Annotated in this window: 13 protein-coding genes; 4 read left to right on the forward strand and 9 right to left on the reverse strand. The window is 60.3% G+C overall.

Annotated elements, in window-relative coordinates:
• Positions 1-101 precede the first annotated feature (101 nt).
• The 8 genes from NA619_RS05320 to NA619_RS05355 form a co-directional block, all read right to left on the reverse strand.
• Positions 102-2,024, reverse strand: a complete 1,923-nt coding sequence (locus tag NA619_RS05320) for a PrkA family serine protein kinase (protein WP_255960683.1) — start codon at positions 2,022-2,024, stop codon at positions 102-104.
• 271 nt (positions 2,025-2,295) lie between these two features.
• The gene (glpE, locus tag NA619_RS05325; protein WP_255960685.1) at positions 2,296-2,625 is read right to left on the reverse strand and encodes a thiosulfate sulfurtransferase GlpE; all 330 of its coding nucleotides are present in this window, start codon (positions 2,623-2,625) and stop codon (positions 2,296-2,298) included.
• Entirely contained in the window at positions 2,618-3,442 is an 825-nt protein-coding gene (locus NA619_RS05330; RefSeq protein WP_255960687.1) for a symmetrical bis(5'-nucleosyl)-tetraphosphatase, read from the reverse strand. The genes glpE and NA619_RS05330 overlap by 8 nt, the downstream gene beginning before the upstream one ends.
• The gene (apaG, locus tag NA619_RS05335; protein ID WP_255960689.1) at positions 3,439-3,822 is read right to left on the reverse strand and encodes a Co2+/Mg2+ efflux protein ApaG; all 384 of its coding nucleotides are present in this window, start codon (positions 3,820-3,822) and stop codon (positions 3,439-3,441) included. The genes NA619_RS05330 and apaG overlap by 4 nt, the downstream gene beginning before the upstream one ends.
• 26 nt (positions 3,823-3,848) lie before the next feature.
• A complete protein-coding gene (gene rsmA / locus NA619_RS05340) occupies positions 3,849-4,658 on the reverse strand; it encodes a 16S rRNA (adenine(1518)-N(6)/adenine(1519)-N(6))-dimethyltransferase RsmA (RefSeq protein ID WP_255960691.1) in 810 nt (269 codons plus the stop codon).
• Positions 4,659-4,887: 229 nt separating this feature from the next.
• Positions 4,888-5,871, reverse strand: coding sequence for a 4-hydroxythreonine-4-phosphate dehydrogenase PdxA (gene pdxA / locus NA619_RS05345; protein WP_255960693.1), 984 nt, complete (start codon positions 5,869-5,871; stop codon positions 4,888-4,890).
• Positions 5,872-5,967: 96 nt separating this feature from the next.
• On the reverse strand, positions 5,968-7,275 hold the full coding sequence (locus NA619_RS05350; RefSeq protein WP_255960695.1) for a peptidylprolyl isomerase: 1,308 nt from the start codon (positions 7,273-7,275) through the stop codon (positions 5,968-5,970).
• Positions 7,256-10,009 carry an LPS-assembly protein LptD gene (locus tag NA619_RS05355; protein ID WP_255960697.1) on the reverse strand — a complete coding sequence of 918 codons (2,754 nt, stop codon included), beginning with the start codon at positions 10,007-10,009 and terminating at the stop codon, positions 7,256-7,258. The genes NA619_RS05350 and NA619_RS05355 overlap by 20 nt, the downstream gene beginning before the upstream one ends.
• A gap of 131 nt (positions 10,010-10,140) precedes the next feature.
• On the opposite strand from NA619_RS05355, the gene NA619_RS05360 reads away from it, so the two are divergent.
• The 3 genes from NA619_RS05360 to NA619_RS05370 are packed head-to-tail and all read left to right on the forward strand — an operon-like array spanning position 10,141 to position 12,596.
• Positions 10,141-11,163: an aminoglycoside phosphotransferase family protein gene (locus tag NA619_RS05360; RefSeq protein WP_255960698.1), complete on the forward strand. Its 1,023-nt coding sequence runs from the start codon at positions 10,141-10,143 to the stop codon at positions 11,161-11,163.
• Positions 11,160-11,825 (forward strand): N-acetylmuramate alpha-1-phosphate uridylyltransferase MurU, encoded by a 666-nt coding sequence (gene murU, locus NA619_RS05365; protein WP_255960701.1) that lies wholly within the window; start codon positions 11,160-11,162, stop codon positions 11,823-11,825. Before NA619_RS05360 ends, murU begins: the two co-directional genes overlap by 4 nt.
• Entirely contained in the window at positions 11,826-12,596 is a 771-nt protein-coding gene (locus NA619_RS05370; protein ID WP_255960703.1) for a TerB family tellurite resistance protein, read from the forward strand.
• Between the two features lie 31 nt (positions 12,597-12,627).
• Here NA619_RS05370 and NA619_RS05375 read toward each other — a convergent pair whose 3' ends face one another.
• Positions 12,628-13,668 carry an alpha/beta hydrolase family protein gene (locus NA619_RS05375; RefSeq protein ID WP_255960705.1) on the reverse strand — a complete coding sequence of 347 codons (1,041 nt, stop codon included), beginning with the start codon at positions 13,666-13,668 and terminating at the stop codon, positions 12,628-12,630.
• Between the two features lie 410 nt (positions 13,669-14,078).
• Between NA619_RS05375 and gabT the strand changes: the two genes are divergently transcribed.
• On the forward strand, positions 14,079-15,359 hold the full coding sequence (gene gabT / locus NA619_RS05380; protein WP_255960707.1) for a 4-aminobutyrate--2-oxoglutarate transaminase: 1,281 nt from the start codon (positions 14,079-14,081) through the stop codon (positions 15,357-15,359).
• The last annotated feature ends 53 nt before the right edge of the window (positions 15,360-15,412 follow it).

Consider the following 15,412-nt stretch of genomic DNA (forward strand, 5'->3'; position numbering starts at 1 on the left):
GGGGCAGCTTTAAGCTGCTAGCCACAAGCGGCAAGTGAACAGCCGAGCCGGTTAGCGCTCTGCCATTTCATGCGCTTGTAGCTTGCAGCTTATGGCTGCGGTTACTGTGATTTGCGAACCCGCAGGTACCATTCCGAAAGCAGTCGAACCTGCTTCTCGGTATAGCCGCGCTCGACCATCCGCACGACGAAGTCGTTGTGCTTTTTCTGATCCTCCTTGCTTGCCTTGGCGTTGAAGCTGATGACCGGCAGCAGATCTTCGGTGTTGGAGAACATCTTCTTCTCGATCACCACGCGCAACTTCTCGTAGCTCAACCAGGACGGATTCTTGCCGTTGTTATTGGCGCGAGCGCGCAGCACGAAGTTGACGATCTCGTTGCGGAAGTCCTTTGGATTGCTGATGCCGGCCGGCTTCTCGATCTTCTCCAGCTCTTCGTTCAGCGCCATGCGATTGAGGATTTCGCCGGTTTCAGGGTCGCGATATTCCTGATCCTGAATCCAGAAGTCCGCGTAGAGCACATAGCGGTCGAAGATGTTCTGGCCATACTCGCTGTAAGACTCGAGGTAGGCGGTCTGGATTTCCTTGCCGATGAAGTCGACGTAGCGCGGCGCCAGGTACTCCTTGATGAAGCGCAGATAACGCTCGCGCACCTCGGCGGGGAACTGCTCCTGCTCGATCTGCTGCTCCAGCACGTAGAGCAGGTGCACCGGGTTGGCGGCGATCTCGTGTGGATCGAAGTTGAATACCTTGGACAGGATCTTGAAGGCGAAGCGAGTGGAAAGGCCGTTCATGCCCTCGTCGACGCCAGCGGTATCGCGGTACTCCTGAATCGACTTGGCCTTGGGATCGGTATCCTTGAGGTTCTCGCCGTCGTACACCCGCATCTTCGAGTAGATGTTGGAATTTTCGGGCTCCTTCAGCCGGCTCAGCACGGAGAACTGCGCCAGCATCTTCAGCGTATCGGGCGCGCAATGGGCCTTGGACAGGGAGCTGTTGAACAGCAGCTTGTCGTAAATCTTGATTTCATCGGTGACCCGCAGGCAGTACGGCACCTTGACGATGTAGATGCGGTCGATGAAGGCTTCGTTGTTCTTGTTGTTGCGGAAAGTGTGCCATTCCGACTCGTTGGAGTGAGCCAGCAAAATCCCGTTATACGGGATCGCGCCGAGCCCTTCGGTGCTGTTGTAGTTACCTTCCTGAGTGGCGGTCAGCAGCGGGTGCAGCACCTTGATCGGTGCCTTGAACATTTCCACGAACTCCATCATGCCCTGGTTGGCGCGGCACAGCGCGCCTGAGTAACTGTAGGCGTCGGCGTCGTTTTGCGGGAATTCCTCCAGCTTGCGAATATCCACCTTGCCGACCAGTGCAGAGATGTCCTGATTGTTCTCATCGCCCGGCTCGGTCTTGGCGACTGCGATCTGATTGAGGATCGACGGGTACAGCTTGACCACTCGGAACTGGCTGATATCGCCGCCGAATTCCTGCAGGCGCTTGGTGGCCCAAGGCGACATGATCGAGCTGAGGTAGCGCCGGGGTATGCCGTAGTCCTCTTCGAGGATCTGCGCATCTTCGGCAGGGTTGAACAGCCCCAGCGGCGACTCGAATACCGGTGAGCCCTTGATCGCGTAGAACGGGACTCGCTCCATAAGCTGCTTGAGCTTCTCAGCAAGAGAAGACTTACCGCCGCCCACTGGGCCCAGGAGATAGAGGATCTGCTTCTTCTCTTCCAATCCCTGCGCGGCGTGGCGGAAATAGGACACGATCTGATCGATGCATTCTTCCATGCCATGGAAGTCTTCGAACGCGGGATATCGGCGGATAACCTTGTTGGAAAAAATTCGCGACAGGCGAGAATCGTTTGAAGTGTCGATCAGCTCGGGTTCGCCGATCGCCATCAAGAGGCGCTCGGATGCTGTGGCGTAGGTTCCCCGGTCTTCCTTGCACAGATCGAGGTATTCCTGAAGCGAATATTCCTCCTGGCGGGTTGCTTCGAATCGTTGCTGGAAATGGCTGAAAATGCTCATTGACTTCACCTCGGACGATGCTCGGAGCCGGTGTTGTCATCATGCATTCAGGTACGGCCGACTTTTCGGCCTATGGAGTCCCCCCGAACACCTGATGGTCGCAATTTGAGGCCGGTAGCCGATACACGGCGTTCACCTGTTTGTATGGCCTGAACTGAAGGATAGTTCGGATTCAGCAAATTCAAGGGAAGGGGGATGTATTTACCGCTGCGTTTCGTCGGATGAAGCGCGCAAGGCCGCGGTATACGCGGCATTTGGGGTCAGGCTTTTTTTATTGCGGTTCGTCCTGCGCGACGTGCTTCGGATATGTCTGCCGCCACAGCTCGAAGCCGCCGTCGAGGCTGTAGACGTCCGAAAAACCCTGATGGATCAGGTAGGCGGCGGCGCTCTGGCTGGAGTTGCCGTGATAGCAGGTCACGATAAGCGGGTGATCCAGATCGGCGGCTGCGATGAAATCCGGCAGCGACTGGTTATCGAGATGAGTCGACCCGGTGATGTGCCCACTTGCGTAACTGTGAGCGTCCCGAATGTCGACCACCACCCCGCCTTTATCGCGCAGTGCCTGGGCCTGTTCCGGAGAGATGCGTTTGAATTCAGTCATTGCTGGCCTCACAGTCGCAGCTATGCATTTCGCCGCTGTCAAGATTCATCAGGGTCATGGTGTTGCCCCATACGCAGCCGGTGTCCAGCGCGTAAACATTAGGCTCGTCGCATTTACCTTCCAGTGCCGCCCAGTGACCAAAGATGATCTTGCAATCGCGGGTCTTGCGATGGGCGTGACTGAACCATGGCGCGAAGCCCGGTGGTGCTGAGTCGAGCCCTTCTTTGGCTTGCAGGTCAAGCGTGCCGTCGGCCTGGCAGAAACGCATACGCGTCAGGTAATTGGTTATCAGGCGCAGCCGTGGTACGCCATGCAGATCCTTGCTCCATTTGGCAGGTTGGTTGCCGTACATGCCATCAAGGAAGGGCTGCATCATCGCGTCGTCGCCCAAGGCTTCTTCGACTTCGGCGGAGCGCTTGAGCGCCTTGGCCAATGTCCACTGGGGCGGGATACCGGCATGGACCATGGCCGTCGAACGCTCAGGGTCATGGTGGATCAGCTTTTGCCGACGCAGCCATTCGATCAGATCGTTGCGGTCGGGGGCTTCCAGAATCGGCGTGAGGGTGTCCGATCGCTTGAGTCGCTCGATGTTGTGCGCAACGGCCAGCAGATGGAGGTCATGGTTGCCGAGCACAGTGATTCCCGAACTGCCCAGATCTCGCACGTAGCGCAGCGCCTCGAGTGACTGCGGGCCACGGTTGACCAGATCCCCGGCGAGCCACAGGCAGTCCCGCGAAGGGCTGAAGTCGACTCGTTCCAGCAGGCATTTCAGCGGTTCGAGGCAACCCTGCAGGTCGCCGACGGCGTAGGTAGTCAATGCAAGGCTCCCGGTACGGCCAGCCGGAAGGGCGCGATGGTGGCGTCGAATCGGTGTCCATCTTCGGCAAGCATCTGATAGCTGCCCTGCATGGTGCCAACGCGGGATGCCATCAAGGTGCCGCTGGTATAGACATGGCGTTGGCCCGGCGCGATGACCGGCTGCTCACCTACGACGCCGTCGCCTCGTACCTCCTGCACCTGGCCGTCACCATCGGTGATGACCCAGTGCCGAGACAGCAGCTGCGCAATAAGCTGACCCTTGTTTTCGATGGTCACCCTGTAGGCAAATGCATAACGGTTTTGTTCCGGCTGCGACTGGTCGGCCAGATATGTCGGGCTGACGCTGACTTCGATCCAGTAGCGGAGGTCTTCAGGCATGTTGACTCCTGCTGGTTGTTTCGCCTTCAGACGCGGGCGCTGCTGTGGGCGGAAAGTTGATCTGACAATCTTACGAACGCAGCCAGGTCCAGCTGTTCCGGACGGAGGCTGCCATCCACTTCGGCGGCCGCGATGGCGTCGGCGTCCAAAAGCCCCTTGAGCGTGTTGCGTAACGTCTTGCGGCGCTGATTAAAGGCCTGGCGGACCACGTTCTCCAGTTGGCGATGGTCGCGCGCCGGATGCGGTAGCACGTCGTGGGGCACCAGTCGGACGATGGCTGATTCGACCTTCGGGGCCGGGTTGAAGGCGCCCGGCCCGACGTTGAACAGGTGCTCGACCCGACAGTGGTATTGCACCATGATCGAAAGCCGGCCCCAGTCACCGCCGCCCGGTTCGGCAGCGAGACGCTCGACCACTTCCTTCTGCAACATGAAATGCATGTCTCGGATCAAGGATGCATGTGCGAGCAGGTGAAAGATGAGCGGCGTGGATATGTTGTAGGGCAGGTTTCCGACGATCCGCAAGCTTCCAGGTGCCTGGCTCAGCTTCGAGAAGTCGAACTTCAGGGCATCGCCCTGGTTGAGCGCAAAATTCTCCCGCTCTGCGAATTTGTCCTGAAGGATAGGGATCAGGTCCAGGTCCAGCTCGACCACATCGAGTTGCGCGCCACTGTCCAGCAGGCCTTCAGTCAGCGCGCCCTGGCCCGGCCCGATCTCGACCATGCGTTCGCCCGGTTTGGCATTGATTGCCCGCAGGATGCGATGAATCACACCGGCATCGTGAAGGAAGTTCTGACCGAAACGCTTGCGCGCCCGGTGTTGATAGTTCTCGGACATGGACAGCGATACCCAGAGTGCAGCCTGAAGCGCAGCGCTTGAGGCGGAAAGCGAAAAGGTCCGCAGTTTAACAGGCTGGAGTAGTTGTCGCTTTTGGCATCGTCCAGCCCATCAACGGTGGTTCAGATGCTCTCCGCATCAAAACAAGCAGGGCGGACGGGTGGCCAGGAAATTTTCAATCTGCTCCGCCAGGCTCTGGGCGCGGCACGCGCTGTCACCTCCAACCGCTCTAGAACCGCGCCATCTGATAAGCCGTCTCCAGCGCCACCTGCAGGCTGCCGGTATCGATGCGGCCGGTTCCTGCAAGATCAAGGGCCGTGCCGTGATCCACCGAGGTGCGCACAATCGGCAGACCGAGGGTGACATTGACCGCCGCGCCGAAACCCTTGTATTTGAGAACCGGCAAGCCCTGATCGTGATACATCGCGAGCACTGCATCGCAGCTGTCGAGGTGTTTGGGCGTGAAGAGAGTGTCGGCGGGCAACGGTCCGACAAGATCGAGGCCTTCCTTTCGAAGCTGATCCAGAGCCGGCTCGATGATCTCGATCTCCTCGCGCCCAAGATGTCCGCCCTCGCCGGCATGCGGGTTGAGTCCGCAGACCAGAATTCGAGGCTTGGCGATCCCGAACTTTTCCACTAGATCCTTGTGCAGGATGCGCGTCACACGCTGCAGGCGTTCAGCGGTGATTGCGGCCGCAACGTCCTTGAGCGGCAGGTGAGTGGTCACCAATGCAACCCGCAGACCGCGCGTGGCCAACATCATCACCACCTGTTCGGTGCCGGTCAGCTCAGCGAGAAACTCGGTGTGACCGGAAAACGGGATGCCGGCCTCGTTGATTACGCCCTTGTGCACCGGGGCGGTGATCATGCCAGCGAAGGTCCCATCGAGGCAGCCTTGGCCAGCGCGTCTCAACGTCTGCAAGACGTACTCCGCGTTGCTCGGCGTGAGCTGGCCGCTAGCCGCGGGCGCACCAAGCGGTGTATCCCAGACGTAGAGGCTTCTGGCGGGCGCCGGGCGCTTCGGCCAGTTGTCAGGCCTCACTTCGATCAGGTCGATGTCGAGGCCAAGCTCTGTGGCGCGAGCGTGCATGAGCTCGCTGCTGGCGATGGCGATCAGCACGTGTGGATGGCTGTCGCTCGAAAGCAACAGACAGAGATCGGGACCGATTCCGGCGGGTTCGCCGGGGGTCAGGGCGAAGCGTTTGGCGGTCATGGGAGATCTTCAGGCTGGTGAAATGAAACGGGCCAGCCGAATGGCCGGCCCGCTGAGGCTACTGCTTGATGCGTGAACCAGGGGGAAACGTCTCGATCAGATCTTGATTTCGACGTAGGCCTCGTCGCGAATCTGGCGAAGCCAGTTCTGCAGCTCTTCCTCGTACTTGCGGTTGCGCAGCAAGGTCAGCGCCTGCTGCTCGCGGAAGTCGTCACTGGCATCCGAGGCACGGCGCCCAAGCACTTCCAGGATATGCCAGCCATAAGGGGTCTTGAAGGGTTCGGACAATTGTCCGCCCGGGGTGGCGGCCATGACTTCACGGAACTCCGGAACCAGCGAGCTGGGGTCGATCCAGTTCAGGTCGCCGCCGTTAAGTGCAGAACCTGGGTCTTCAGAGAAGCTTTGTGCAAGTTCGGAGAAGCTTTCGCCGGCGAGGATGCGATCACGCAACCGCTCGATCAGGCGGCGGCTTTCCTCTTCACTGCGGATCTGGCTGGGCTTGATCAGGATGTGACGGACATGGATCTCGTCGCGCACCTGAGTATCGCCGCCGCGCTTTTCCAGCACCTTGAGCAGAATGAAACCCGGAGGGGTGCGGACAGGCTGGGTAACGTCACCGACCGACATGGAGCTGACTTCGGTATCGAAGGGTGGTGGCAGCTGAGCTGCTTTGCGCCAACCCATATCGCCGCCTTCCAGGGCGTTCTCGCTGGCCGAGCGAGACACCGCCAGCTTTGCGAAGTCCGCGCCGTTCTGCAGCTGTTCGTAAGTATCCCTTGCCGTCTTTTCTGCGGCCTGGATGGCAGCCGAGTCAGCTGACTCCGATACCGGGATCAGGATGTTGGCCAGACGGTATTCCTCGGATAACTGCAACTTGCCGAGATCGGATGCCAGGAAGTTTTCCACTTCTTGATTCGAAACCTGAACTCGCTCAGCGATTCGGCGCTGGCGCACGCGGCTGATGACCATCTCGCGGCGGATCTGCTCGCGAGCAGTGTCGAGGCTCAAACCGTCCCGCTCAAGCGCGGCGCGGAACTGGTCGAGGTTCATGTTGTTGCGCTGGGCGATAGTGCCCATGGCCTGATTGAGTTCTTCGTCGGCGATACGGATGCCAGAGCGATCACCGATCTGCAGCTGAAGATTCTCGGTGATCAGTCGCTCGAGTACCTGCTGTTGCATCACGTCCACGGGCGGCATTTTGGCCCCGCGCTTTTCGATAGTATGCTGGACTTCGCGGATGCGCTGGTCCAGCTGGCTCTGCATGATCACATCGTTATCTACAATGGCGACGATGCGGTCTAGCTGCCGAACCTGGGCCGATGCGGTAGTGACAGCGGTCACGCTGCCTAGAAGAAGCGCGCCCGCCAGCAGGGGGCGCAGGAAATCAGAAAGCTTGATCTTCACGTTCACGGTAGCCTTGTATGCCTTCGTCGAGGAATGTCTCGGTGGAGCTGCCGAACACGCCGCCGAGTCCCTTAAGGACGATTTGCAGGAAGATGCCGTTGTCCGGTTCATCGTTCTGCGATGGGTTGAGACTGGTTTCGTCGTAATCGATCCAGTAGCGGTTGATCAAACGCAGCTTCCAGCAGCAATTGTCGTACTCGAAACCACCAAAGGCTTCCAGCGTACGGTTGCGGCTGTAGTCATGCTGCCAGCGCGCGATCACGCTCCACTGCGGCACGATTGGCCAGATAGTGGAGATGTCGTGCTGGTTGATCTTGTAATAGTCCTTTATGTACTCGGGTGTTCCGGGTGTGCCGTAATCGCCGCCATAGGTCCACTGACCGGTGGCCTGATCGAAGCGCACGGTGTCGTTGCGGTAGCGATAGCCGAGGTTGACGATCTTGCGCGGATCATTAGCCGGTTGGTAATGGAACATCGCGCTGCCTGACTGGGTACGGCCTTCATCCGGATCCCAGTTGAAGGTCGAGCTGAAGTGCCAGTCGCGGTTGAAGCGGAACAGGTACTCAAGCGCATAAGGGGATACATCCGACGTGGCCCCCGGACGGTCTTCCAGATTTGGCAGTTGCACTTTGCGGTCTCGGAAGTACGCCGTCTGGCCAATGCTCAAGCGCTGACGCTCCAAACCGTTCGGCTCGATCCAGCGATTGGTCACGCCAAGCGACAGCTGATTGGCATCCCCAATACGGTCTTTGCCGGAAAAGCGGTTATCGCGCCAGAGTGAGGAGTAGCTGAAGGTGTTCTCACCCGTATCGAACACCGGGATGTCATCCTGGTCTTCTTCGGGAACGTACAAATAGAACATCCGTGGTTCGAGCGTCTGACGATAGTCCTTGCCGAACCATTGAGTATCGCGATCGAAATATAGGCCACTGTCGACGCTGAAGATCGGCACGCTGCGGTCAGGGGAATCATTGAAGTCGGTCACCTGGCTACTGCCGGTATTGTCCAGCGTCAGGTCGTACTTGGTGTACGCATACTTCACCGACGGTGTAATGAAGCCCCAGCTCCAGTTCATCGGCAGGCTGACCCCAGGCTCGAGGTGCAGCCGCTCGCCTTCTGCTCGTCTCAGGCCGCTCAGTCGGTCGTCGTACCAGCGTTCCGGATTACCGTCATCATTAAGAAAGTTACCGCTGCGCAAACTGCGCTGGAAACTGACGAACTCGGTGTTATAGGCAAAGCGAAGCCCACCCGGCTGAAACGGTAGGGCGCCATTCAGCGTCAGCTGAGGCAGGCGCTCGTAGGGAGTGACGTCGGCAATGGTGGCCCGCTCGTAGGCATGTACGTTGATGCGAGCGGTGTAGGACGGCGCGCGATAGGTGAGAGTCCCGCGCTGATCCAGGTGATCTGGCTGATCGATGCTCAGGTTGGTGTCGAGGTCCTGGAAGTAGTAAGGATCGCTGATATCGGTGTAGTCCGCTTCGGCCAGCCAGCGGCTGTCCAGTCCGGTCCGATGTTGCCAGCTGTACATCCAGCGCTGGTCTTCGGACTCCGACTGCAGCTTGCGGTCGTCGTTGCTGTCGTTCAGGTAGGCGGCACCGAACTGCCCTTCGCTGCTGCGCGTCAGGTAGCGAAATTCGCCTTCCATCAGCAAGCCGCGATCGGTCATGTAGTTCGGATAGAGCGTGGCATCGAAGTTCGGCGCCAGATTGAAATAATAAGGCGTCACCAGCGACAGTCCGGTATCGCTGGAAGAACTGATGCTCGGAGCGAGGAATCCGGACTGACGACGATCATCGATCGGGAAGTAGATGTACGGCGTGTAGAAAACGGGTACGCCCTTGACCCGTAGCGTCACATTGGTCGCTGAGCCGAAACCGGTCGCGGGGTCGAGGGTGACGTTGTTGCCCTGCAGATACCAGTCATTGTTGCCCGGCTCGCAGCGCGTGTAGGTCCCGTCCTTGAGGCGGATAATGGCGTCGTCGGTGCGCTTGGCATAAGTCGCGCTGCCACGGACCTTGCCCTCGTGAACCACATATTCGGCGTTCTCGACCTGCGCTTCACCGGTGTCGAGGAATAGCTCTGCGCGGTCGCCAACCATCAGCGATCCGCGATTGCGCAGGCGGACATTGCCCTTTAATTCACCGCGATTCTCAAGCTGATAGAGGCTGGCCTCGTCAGCTTCGGCCTGAATACTGCCTTGGCGTAGCACAACGTCACCAGCCAGGGTCGCAACTTCTTGTTGCTGCTCATAGCGCGTGGCTTTCGCCGATACGTAGGTTGGCGACTCGCTCATCGGCGTATTGTCGAACTGACCTGGTCGGTTCGGTTCAACATAGGTACCGGCGCAATATGGACCTGTCTCGGCCAGCTGCGCATTGGTCAGCTGGTCACGCGGAACCCAGTCAAGGTGGCTGTAGTCAGCGCTACGAGAAGCCAGCGCGCGGCCTCTGGTCTCTGTGACCAGTTTCGTCGTGGCCACTTTGCGCTCGGCCTTGTCGGGACGCGGCGCTGTATCGCCGGTCTCGCTTACTGCGCTGCCGGCATGGATCGGCCGAGGCGGTATCGCAGGGCTGGCGGTGTCCGAGGCGCAGTCCCAGCCGCCTCCGGCGCCTGGTTGGCAGGCGAATTGTTCGGCTGCAAACACTAAAGGCATCGCTACGGGTTGCAGTGCGAGCAAACTGCCGGTAACCAGGAGAGGGAATTTTTTACGAAAAGCGGGATATTTGACTGCCATCTTGTTTTTTGGTCCGTGCTTACGGCGAGCCATCGGCCGGGCTAGGCCGCACGCCTCTCGATGGGCTGAAAAAGATGCTGGATAATAAAGCATGACCCGCCTATCGGCTAGCGCCGTGGAGAGCCCCTGAAATGCCGCAACATGATCAACGTCTGCTGGACCTCAACGCCTGGCTGCAGCCCCATCTACAAGGTCTTTTCACCCGCCGTGGCTGGGGCGAAGTGCCCGAGGTGACCCTGGTTGCAGCCAGCAGTGATGCCAGCTTCCGCCGGTATTTCCGTTGGGAATCGGCTCAGCTGAGTTTCGTTCTGATGGACGCGCCTCCGCCTCAGGAGAACTGCCGACCCTTCGTGGAGATTGCCTCGCTGCTCGCTGAGGCGGGTGTGCATGTCCCTGAAGTCCTCGCCGCCGACCTCGAGCAGGGGTATCTGCTACTCAGTGATCTTGGGCGCAAGACTTATCTGGATGTGATTGACGGCGGCAATGCCGATGATCTCTTCGCTGACGCCATGGAGGCGCTGCTGACGTTCCAGGCCAACGCCAAGACGGCCGGACTGCCGGCTTATGACGAGGCCTTGCTGCGCCGCGAGCTACAGCTGTTCCCCGAGTGGTACGTGCAGCAGCATCTGGGCCACAGTTTCACGGCTGATGAGCAACAATTGTGGGATCGAACCTGTCGTGTGCTGATCGACTCGGCGCTGGCGCAGCCAACCGTGCTGGTGCACCGCGACTACATGCCACGCAACCTGATGCTCAGCCAGCCCAACCCCGGCGTGCTTGATTTCCAGGACGCAGTGATCGGACCAGTCACCTACGACATCACCTCCCTGTTCAAGGATGCCTTTCTCAGCTGGCCGGAAGATCGCGTGCTTGGCTGGCTGCAAAGCTACTGGGATACCGCTCGTGCCCGAGGCATACCGGTGCAGGATGACTTCGCCGAGTTCCATCGCGCCAGTGATCTGATGGGATTGCAGCGCCATCTCAAGGTCATCGGCATCTTCGCGCGTATCTGTCATCGTGATGGCAAGCCGCGCTACCTGGCTGACGTGCCGCGGTTCTTCGCCTATCTCGATACCGTTTTGGCGCGCCGACCTGAACTGGCCGACCTGAAACAGCTCCTGCAGCGTCTACCCACAGAAAAGGCCGCGTCATGAAGGCCATGATCCTGGCGGCCGGGAAAGGCGAGCGCCTGCGTCCTCTGACGCTGCACACGCCGAAACCACTGGTGCGAGCCGGAGGCGTGCCGCTTATCGAGTATCACATTCGCGCACTGGCCGAGGCAGGCTTCAGCGAACTGGTGATCAATCACGCCTGGCTTGGCGAGCAGATCGAAGTCTGTCTTGGCGATGGCAGTGCGCTGGGCGTCCAGATTCGCTACTCGCCTGAGGGCGAGCCGCTGGAAACTGGCGGCGGGATCTATCGTGCGCTGCCGTTGCTTGGGGATGAACCCTTCGTCGTGGTCAATGGTGACATCTGGACCGATTACAGCTTTGAAGGTCTGCGGCGCCCCCTCAAGGGGCTGGCCCATCTGGTGCTCGTGAACAATCCGGCACACCATCCTGGCGGTGATTTCTCGCTGATTGACGGAGTGGTCCGTGATGACCTGAGTGGGGCGCTGACCTACAGTGGGATCGCTGTATTGAGTCCGCATCTGTTCGACGGCTGCACGACCGGCGCATTCAAGCTGGCGCCTTTGCTGCGAAAGGCCATGGAGGCTGAACAAGTCAGCGGTGAGCGCTTCGATGGCTGCTGGATTGATGTCGGCACCCACGAGCGCCTCGCTGAAGTCGAGCGAGCGCTGGAGGCGCGGATCTAGATGTTCTGGCCGATCACGTTACTCGGTGCCCTGGCGGGCTGGCTGCTGGCAAGTATTCCGGGCGCACTGCTTGGCGGTTTGATCGGTCAGGTGCTGGATCGCCGCCTTGGCATCGACTCATGGGCGAAATTGCGCCAGCGGCTAGCCCGAGCCAAACCTGTGATGCAGGGCAATGACCTGCTCTTTTTTTTGCTGGGGCGATTGGCCAAAAGCAGCGGTCGAATCAGTGAGTCACACATTCAGGCCGCTCGGAGCGAAATGCAGCGCCTGCGTCTCACCCCTGACCAGCAGCGAGCTGCTATCGACGCGTTCTACCGAGGGAAGTCCACTGGCGATGGCTTGCGCGAACCACTGCAGCGCTTGCGTGGGCGCGATAACGAGGCGAAGGCGGTGCTTCAGGCGTGCTGGCGAATGGCGAGAGCGCAGGGCCACATCGATGCACGGGAGCATGAACTGATCATGCTCTGGGGCAAATGGATGGGCTGGGACTCGGTTGCGATCGCTGCACTGGACCAGCACAGCAGCCGTCGGCAGGGCGCTCCGAGCAACCTGGGAGGTGCTTATGAGCAGGCTCTGCGGCTTTTAGATGTGCGCCCCGACAGCGAGCCGCAGGCCATCAAGCGGGCCTATCGACGCTTGCTCAGCAAACACCATCCTGACAAGCAGGCCGGAGCTGGCGCAACGGTTGCTCAGGTGCGTGACGCGACCGAACGAACGCGTGAACTGCACAGCGCCTACACCTTGATACGTGAGCGGCGAGGGTTTCGCTAACGCGCCGGCCATGCTGCGATTCAAGATTCCATCAAGTTTCCTTGTCCAGCCAGCCGCGAACCCGACGCAGTAGTTGTTCCTGGTCTACCTTTCGGTCTCCGGTATGCGGAGGCAACCCGACTTGACGGTAGGCCGGATGATCGAGGCGCCGGCTCGCATTCAATCGCTCTCGCGCCGCAGACTGACTGCCGACTCCATCCTTATAGTAGAAGTCACCGATTGCCAGCTTGAGCGTGGGGACCAGCTGTGCAAGCGGCTCCTCCTGGCCATCAGGCTGCTGTGGTCTTACCAGGACAAGCTGCCTGACATCCGCCGGCCCTTGTTGCTGAACAAATCGCGCCGCCCAGTAGCCACCGGTTCGCTGGCCGAGAAACACGATGACCTTTGGCTGCTTGCTGCGCGCGAAGGCCAGTGCTGCCTCGATGCGTTCAGCAATTCGCTCGGGTTGGTCTGGCTGAGGGCGCTCCTCATCTTCGGGGGTGGTGACATCACGCGCTGCCTCCGAATCATCCGATTCCAAGGGAAGCTCAGCAGGCGGCGCAGCAGTTTCTTCCGGCAGATAGCCCGCCTCATTGGGTGCTTCGGCAGGTTCAGCGGGCTCGGCCTCGATGTCGGGCTCAGCGCCCGGCGCTTCGGGCGCTTGCTCCACCGCTGCCGCGGTGGGCGGCAGGATCAAGGCAGGCGAGTCCGGAAGGCTCAGGCTCAACGTGTGCCAGCCGTGATCTGGTAGGCCGCGACGCAGCGGGCCAATGCCGCTCGGCCAGTCAGCACTCTCACCTTCCCCCGGCAGCAGAATGATGATTCCTTTGGGCGCGCCAACATTGGCCGGACGCCAGAGCGCAACGAAATCAGCATCGCCCTCCTTGAGGCTGACGAATTCGCTGGCGGACAGCTGGCGCACCAGGTCTGCGGCCATAGCATCGCCACGAGACGGCGTAGGCGGGCGCTCGACCGCGACCGGGACGGGTGCTGACGACTCCGCGGCGGCGGGCTCGTTCGCCCCGCTGGCCCACGGCACCACACTCACGACCAAACTGGCCGCCAAACAAAATGAAACGCGAAGTCGATGCATTGAAGTTCCTGATATGCAACTGCTCGGTTGTATCGATGCTGGCACACGCATTACAGATGCACTACAACAGCGTTTCGGCTCAACTGCCGATCTCGTGAGGGTCATGGTGGCATTTGTGCGTTGTTGCCCGCGCTTGCCCGAAAGGACAGCGGCAGCCGCTGGCTGCAAGCGACTATCCAGGCGGTGCAAGGCGCGAAGTACGGTCTACATAAGCACGTGGAAATCAAATATCTGTGCCGGGGCGGTATCTGACCAGACGGCCCCAAATCAGACGTGCAAAATAATGCACGGAGTTTTACTGTAATCCGAACGCCCCGGATGGTGTGGCAGTCGATCATCGTATGCTGCCGCACCCGCTTCATGGCGTTCTTTCCGACCCGTGCCGACGATGAGCGGCTACCGAGGAGCCTATGAGCAAGACCAACGAATCCCTTATGCAACGCCGTGTCGCCGCCGTCCCCCGTGGCGTCGGCCAGATCCATCAGATATTTGCCGATCACGCGAAGAACAGCAGCGTGGTTGACGTCGAAGGCCGCGAGTTCATCGATTTCGCCGGTGGCATCGCCGTGCTGAATACCGGTCACCTGCACCCGAAAATCATTAAGGCGGTCGAGGACCAGCTGCACAAGCTGACCCACACCTGCTTCCAGGTGCTGGCCTACGAGCCTTACGTCGAGCTGTGCGAGAAGATCAACGCGCGGGTGCCGGGCGATTTCGCCAAGAAGACGTTGCTGGTCACCACCGGCTCCGAGGCGGTGGAAAATGCAGTAAAGATCGCCCGCGCCGCTACCGGCCGCGCCGGGGTGATCGCCTTCACCGGCGCCTATCACGGCCGCACCATGATGACCCTCGGTTTGACCGGTAAGGTCGCGCCGTACTCGGCGGGCATGGGCCTGATGCCCGGCGGCATATTCCGTGCGCAGTACCCCTGTTCCATTCACGGCGTCAGCGTCGATGAGTCGATTGCCAGCATCGAGCGCATCTTCAAGAACGACGCCGAGCCGCGCGACATTGCTGCGATCATTATCGAGCCGGTGCAGGGCGAGGGCGGCTTCAACGTCGCGCCGAAGGATTTCATGGCTCGCCTGCGTGCGCTGTGCGACGAGCACGGCATCCTGCTGATCGCCGATGAAGTCCAGACCGGCGCCGGGCGCACCGGCACCTTCTTCGCCATGGAGCAGATGGGCGTGGTTGCTGACCTCACTACCTTTGCCAAATCCGTTGGCGGCGGCTTCCCGATTGCCGGCGTGTGCGGCAAGGCCGAGATTATGGATGCCATCGCCCCGGGCGGGCTTGGCGGCACCTATGCCGGCAATCCGCTGTCCTGTGCAGCTGCGCTGGCGGTGATGGAGATCTTCGAGGAAGAGAAGCTGCTTGACCGCTGCAAGGTGGTAGCCGAGAAACTCACCGCCGGGCTCAAGGCCATCCAGGTACGGCACAAGGAGATTGGCGAGGTGCGAGGCCTCGGCGCGATGATCGCCATCGAGTTGTTCGAGGACGGCGATCATGCGCGACCGGCCGCGGCGCTGACGTCGCAGATCGTCGCCCGGGCGCGGGATAAGGGGCTGATCCTGCTGTCCTGCGGCACCTACTACAACGTGCTGCGGGTGCTGGTGCCGCTGACCGTCGAGGACGAGTTGCTCGAGCGCGGACTGGCCATCATCGGCGAGTGCTTCGACGAACTGACCTGATCCGACCTGGCGCGCCGGCATTCGTGGCGGATGTCAGGCGCGCCGCAACCCTG

The organism is Stutzerimonas stutzeri (assembly GCF_024448895.1).
GTDB lineage: Bacteria > Pseudomonadota > Gammaproteobacteria > Pseudomonadales > Pseudomonadaceae > Stutzerimonas > Stutzerimonas stutzeri_Q.

Bases quoted from the DNA above. Each gene is read 5' to 3' on its own strand.
- NA619_RS05320 (WP_255960683.1), bottom strand. From the start codon at position 2,024: ATGAGCATTTTCAGCCATTTCCAGCAACGATTCGAAGCAACCCGCCAG.
- glpE (WP_255960685.1), bottom strand. From the start codon at position 2,625: ATGACTGAATTCAAACGCATCTCTCCGGAACAGGCCCAGGCACTGCGC.
- apaG (WP_255960689.1), bottom strand. From the start codon at position 3,822: ATGCCTGAAGACCTCCGCTACTGGATCGAAGTCAGCGTCAGCCCGACA.
- rsmA (WP_255960691.1), bottom strand. From the start codon at position 4,658: ATGTCCGAGAACTATCAACACCGGGCGCGCAAGCGTTTCGGTCAGAAC.
- pdxA (WP_255960693.1), bottom strand. From the start codon at position 5,871: ATGACCGCCAAACGCTTCGCCCTGACCCCCGGCGAACCCGCCGGAATC.
- NA619_RS05355 (WP_255960697.1), bottom strand. From the start codon at position 10,009: ATGGCAGTCAAATATCCCGCTTTTCGTAAAAAATTCCCTCTCCTGGTT.
- NA619_RS05360 (WP_255960698.1), top strand. From the start codon at position 10,141: ATGCCGCAACATGATCAACGTCTGCTGGACCTCAACGCCTGGCTGCAG.
- murU (WP_255960701.1), top strand. From the start codon at position 11,160: ATGAAGGCCATGATCCTGGCGGCCGGGAAAGGCGAGCGCCTGCGTCCT.
- NA619_RS05370 (WP_255960703.1), top strand. From the start codon at position 11,826: ATGTTCTGGCCGATCACGTTACTCGGTGCCCTGGCGGGCTGGCTGCTG.
- NA619_RS05375 (WP_255960705.1), bottom strand. From the start codon at position 13,668: ATGCATCGACTTCGCGTTTCATTTTGTTTGGCGGCCAGTTTGGTCGTG.
- gabT (WP_255960707.1), top strand. From the start codon at position 14,079: ATGAGCAAGACCAACGAATCCCTTATGCAACGCCGTGTCGCCGCCGTC.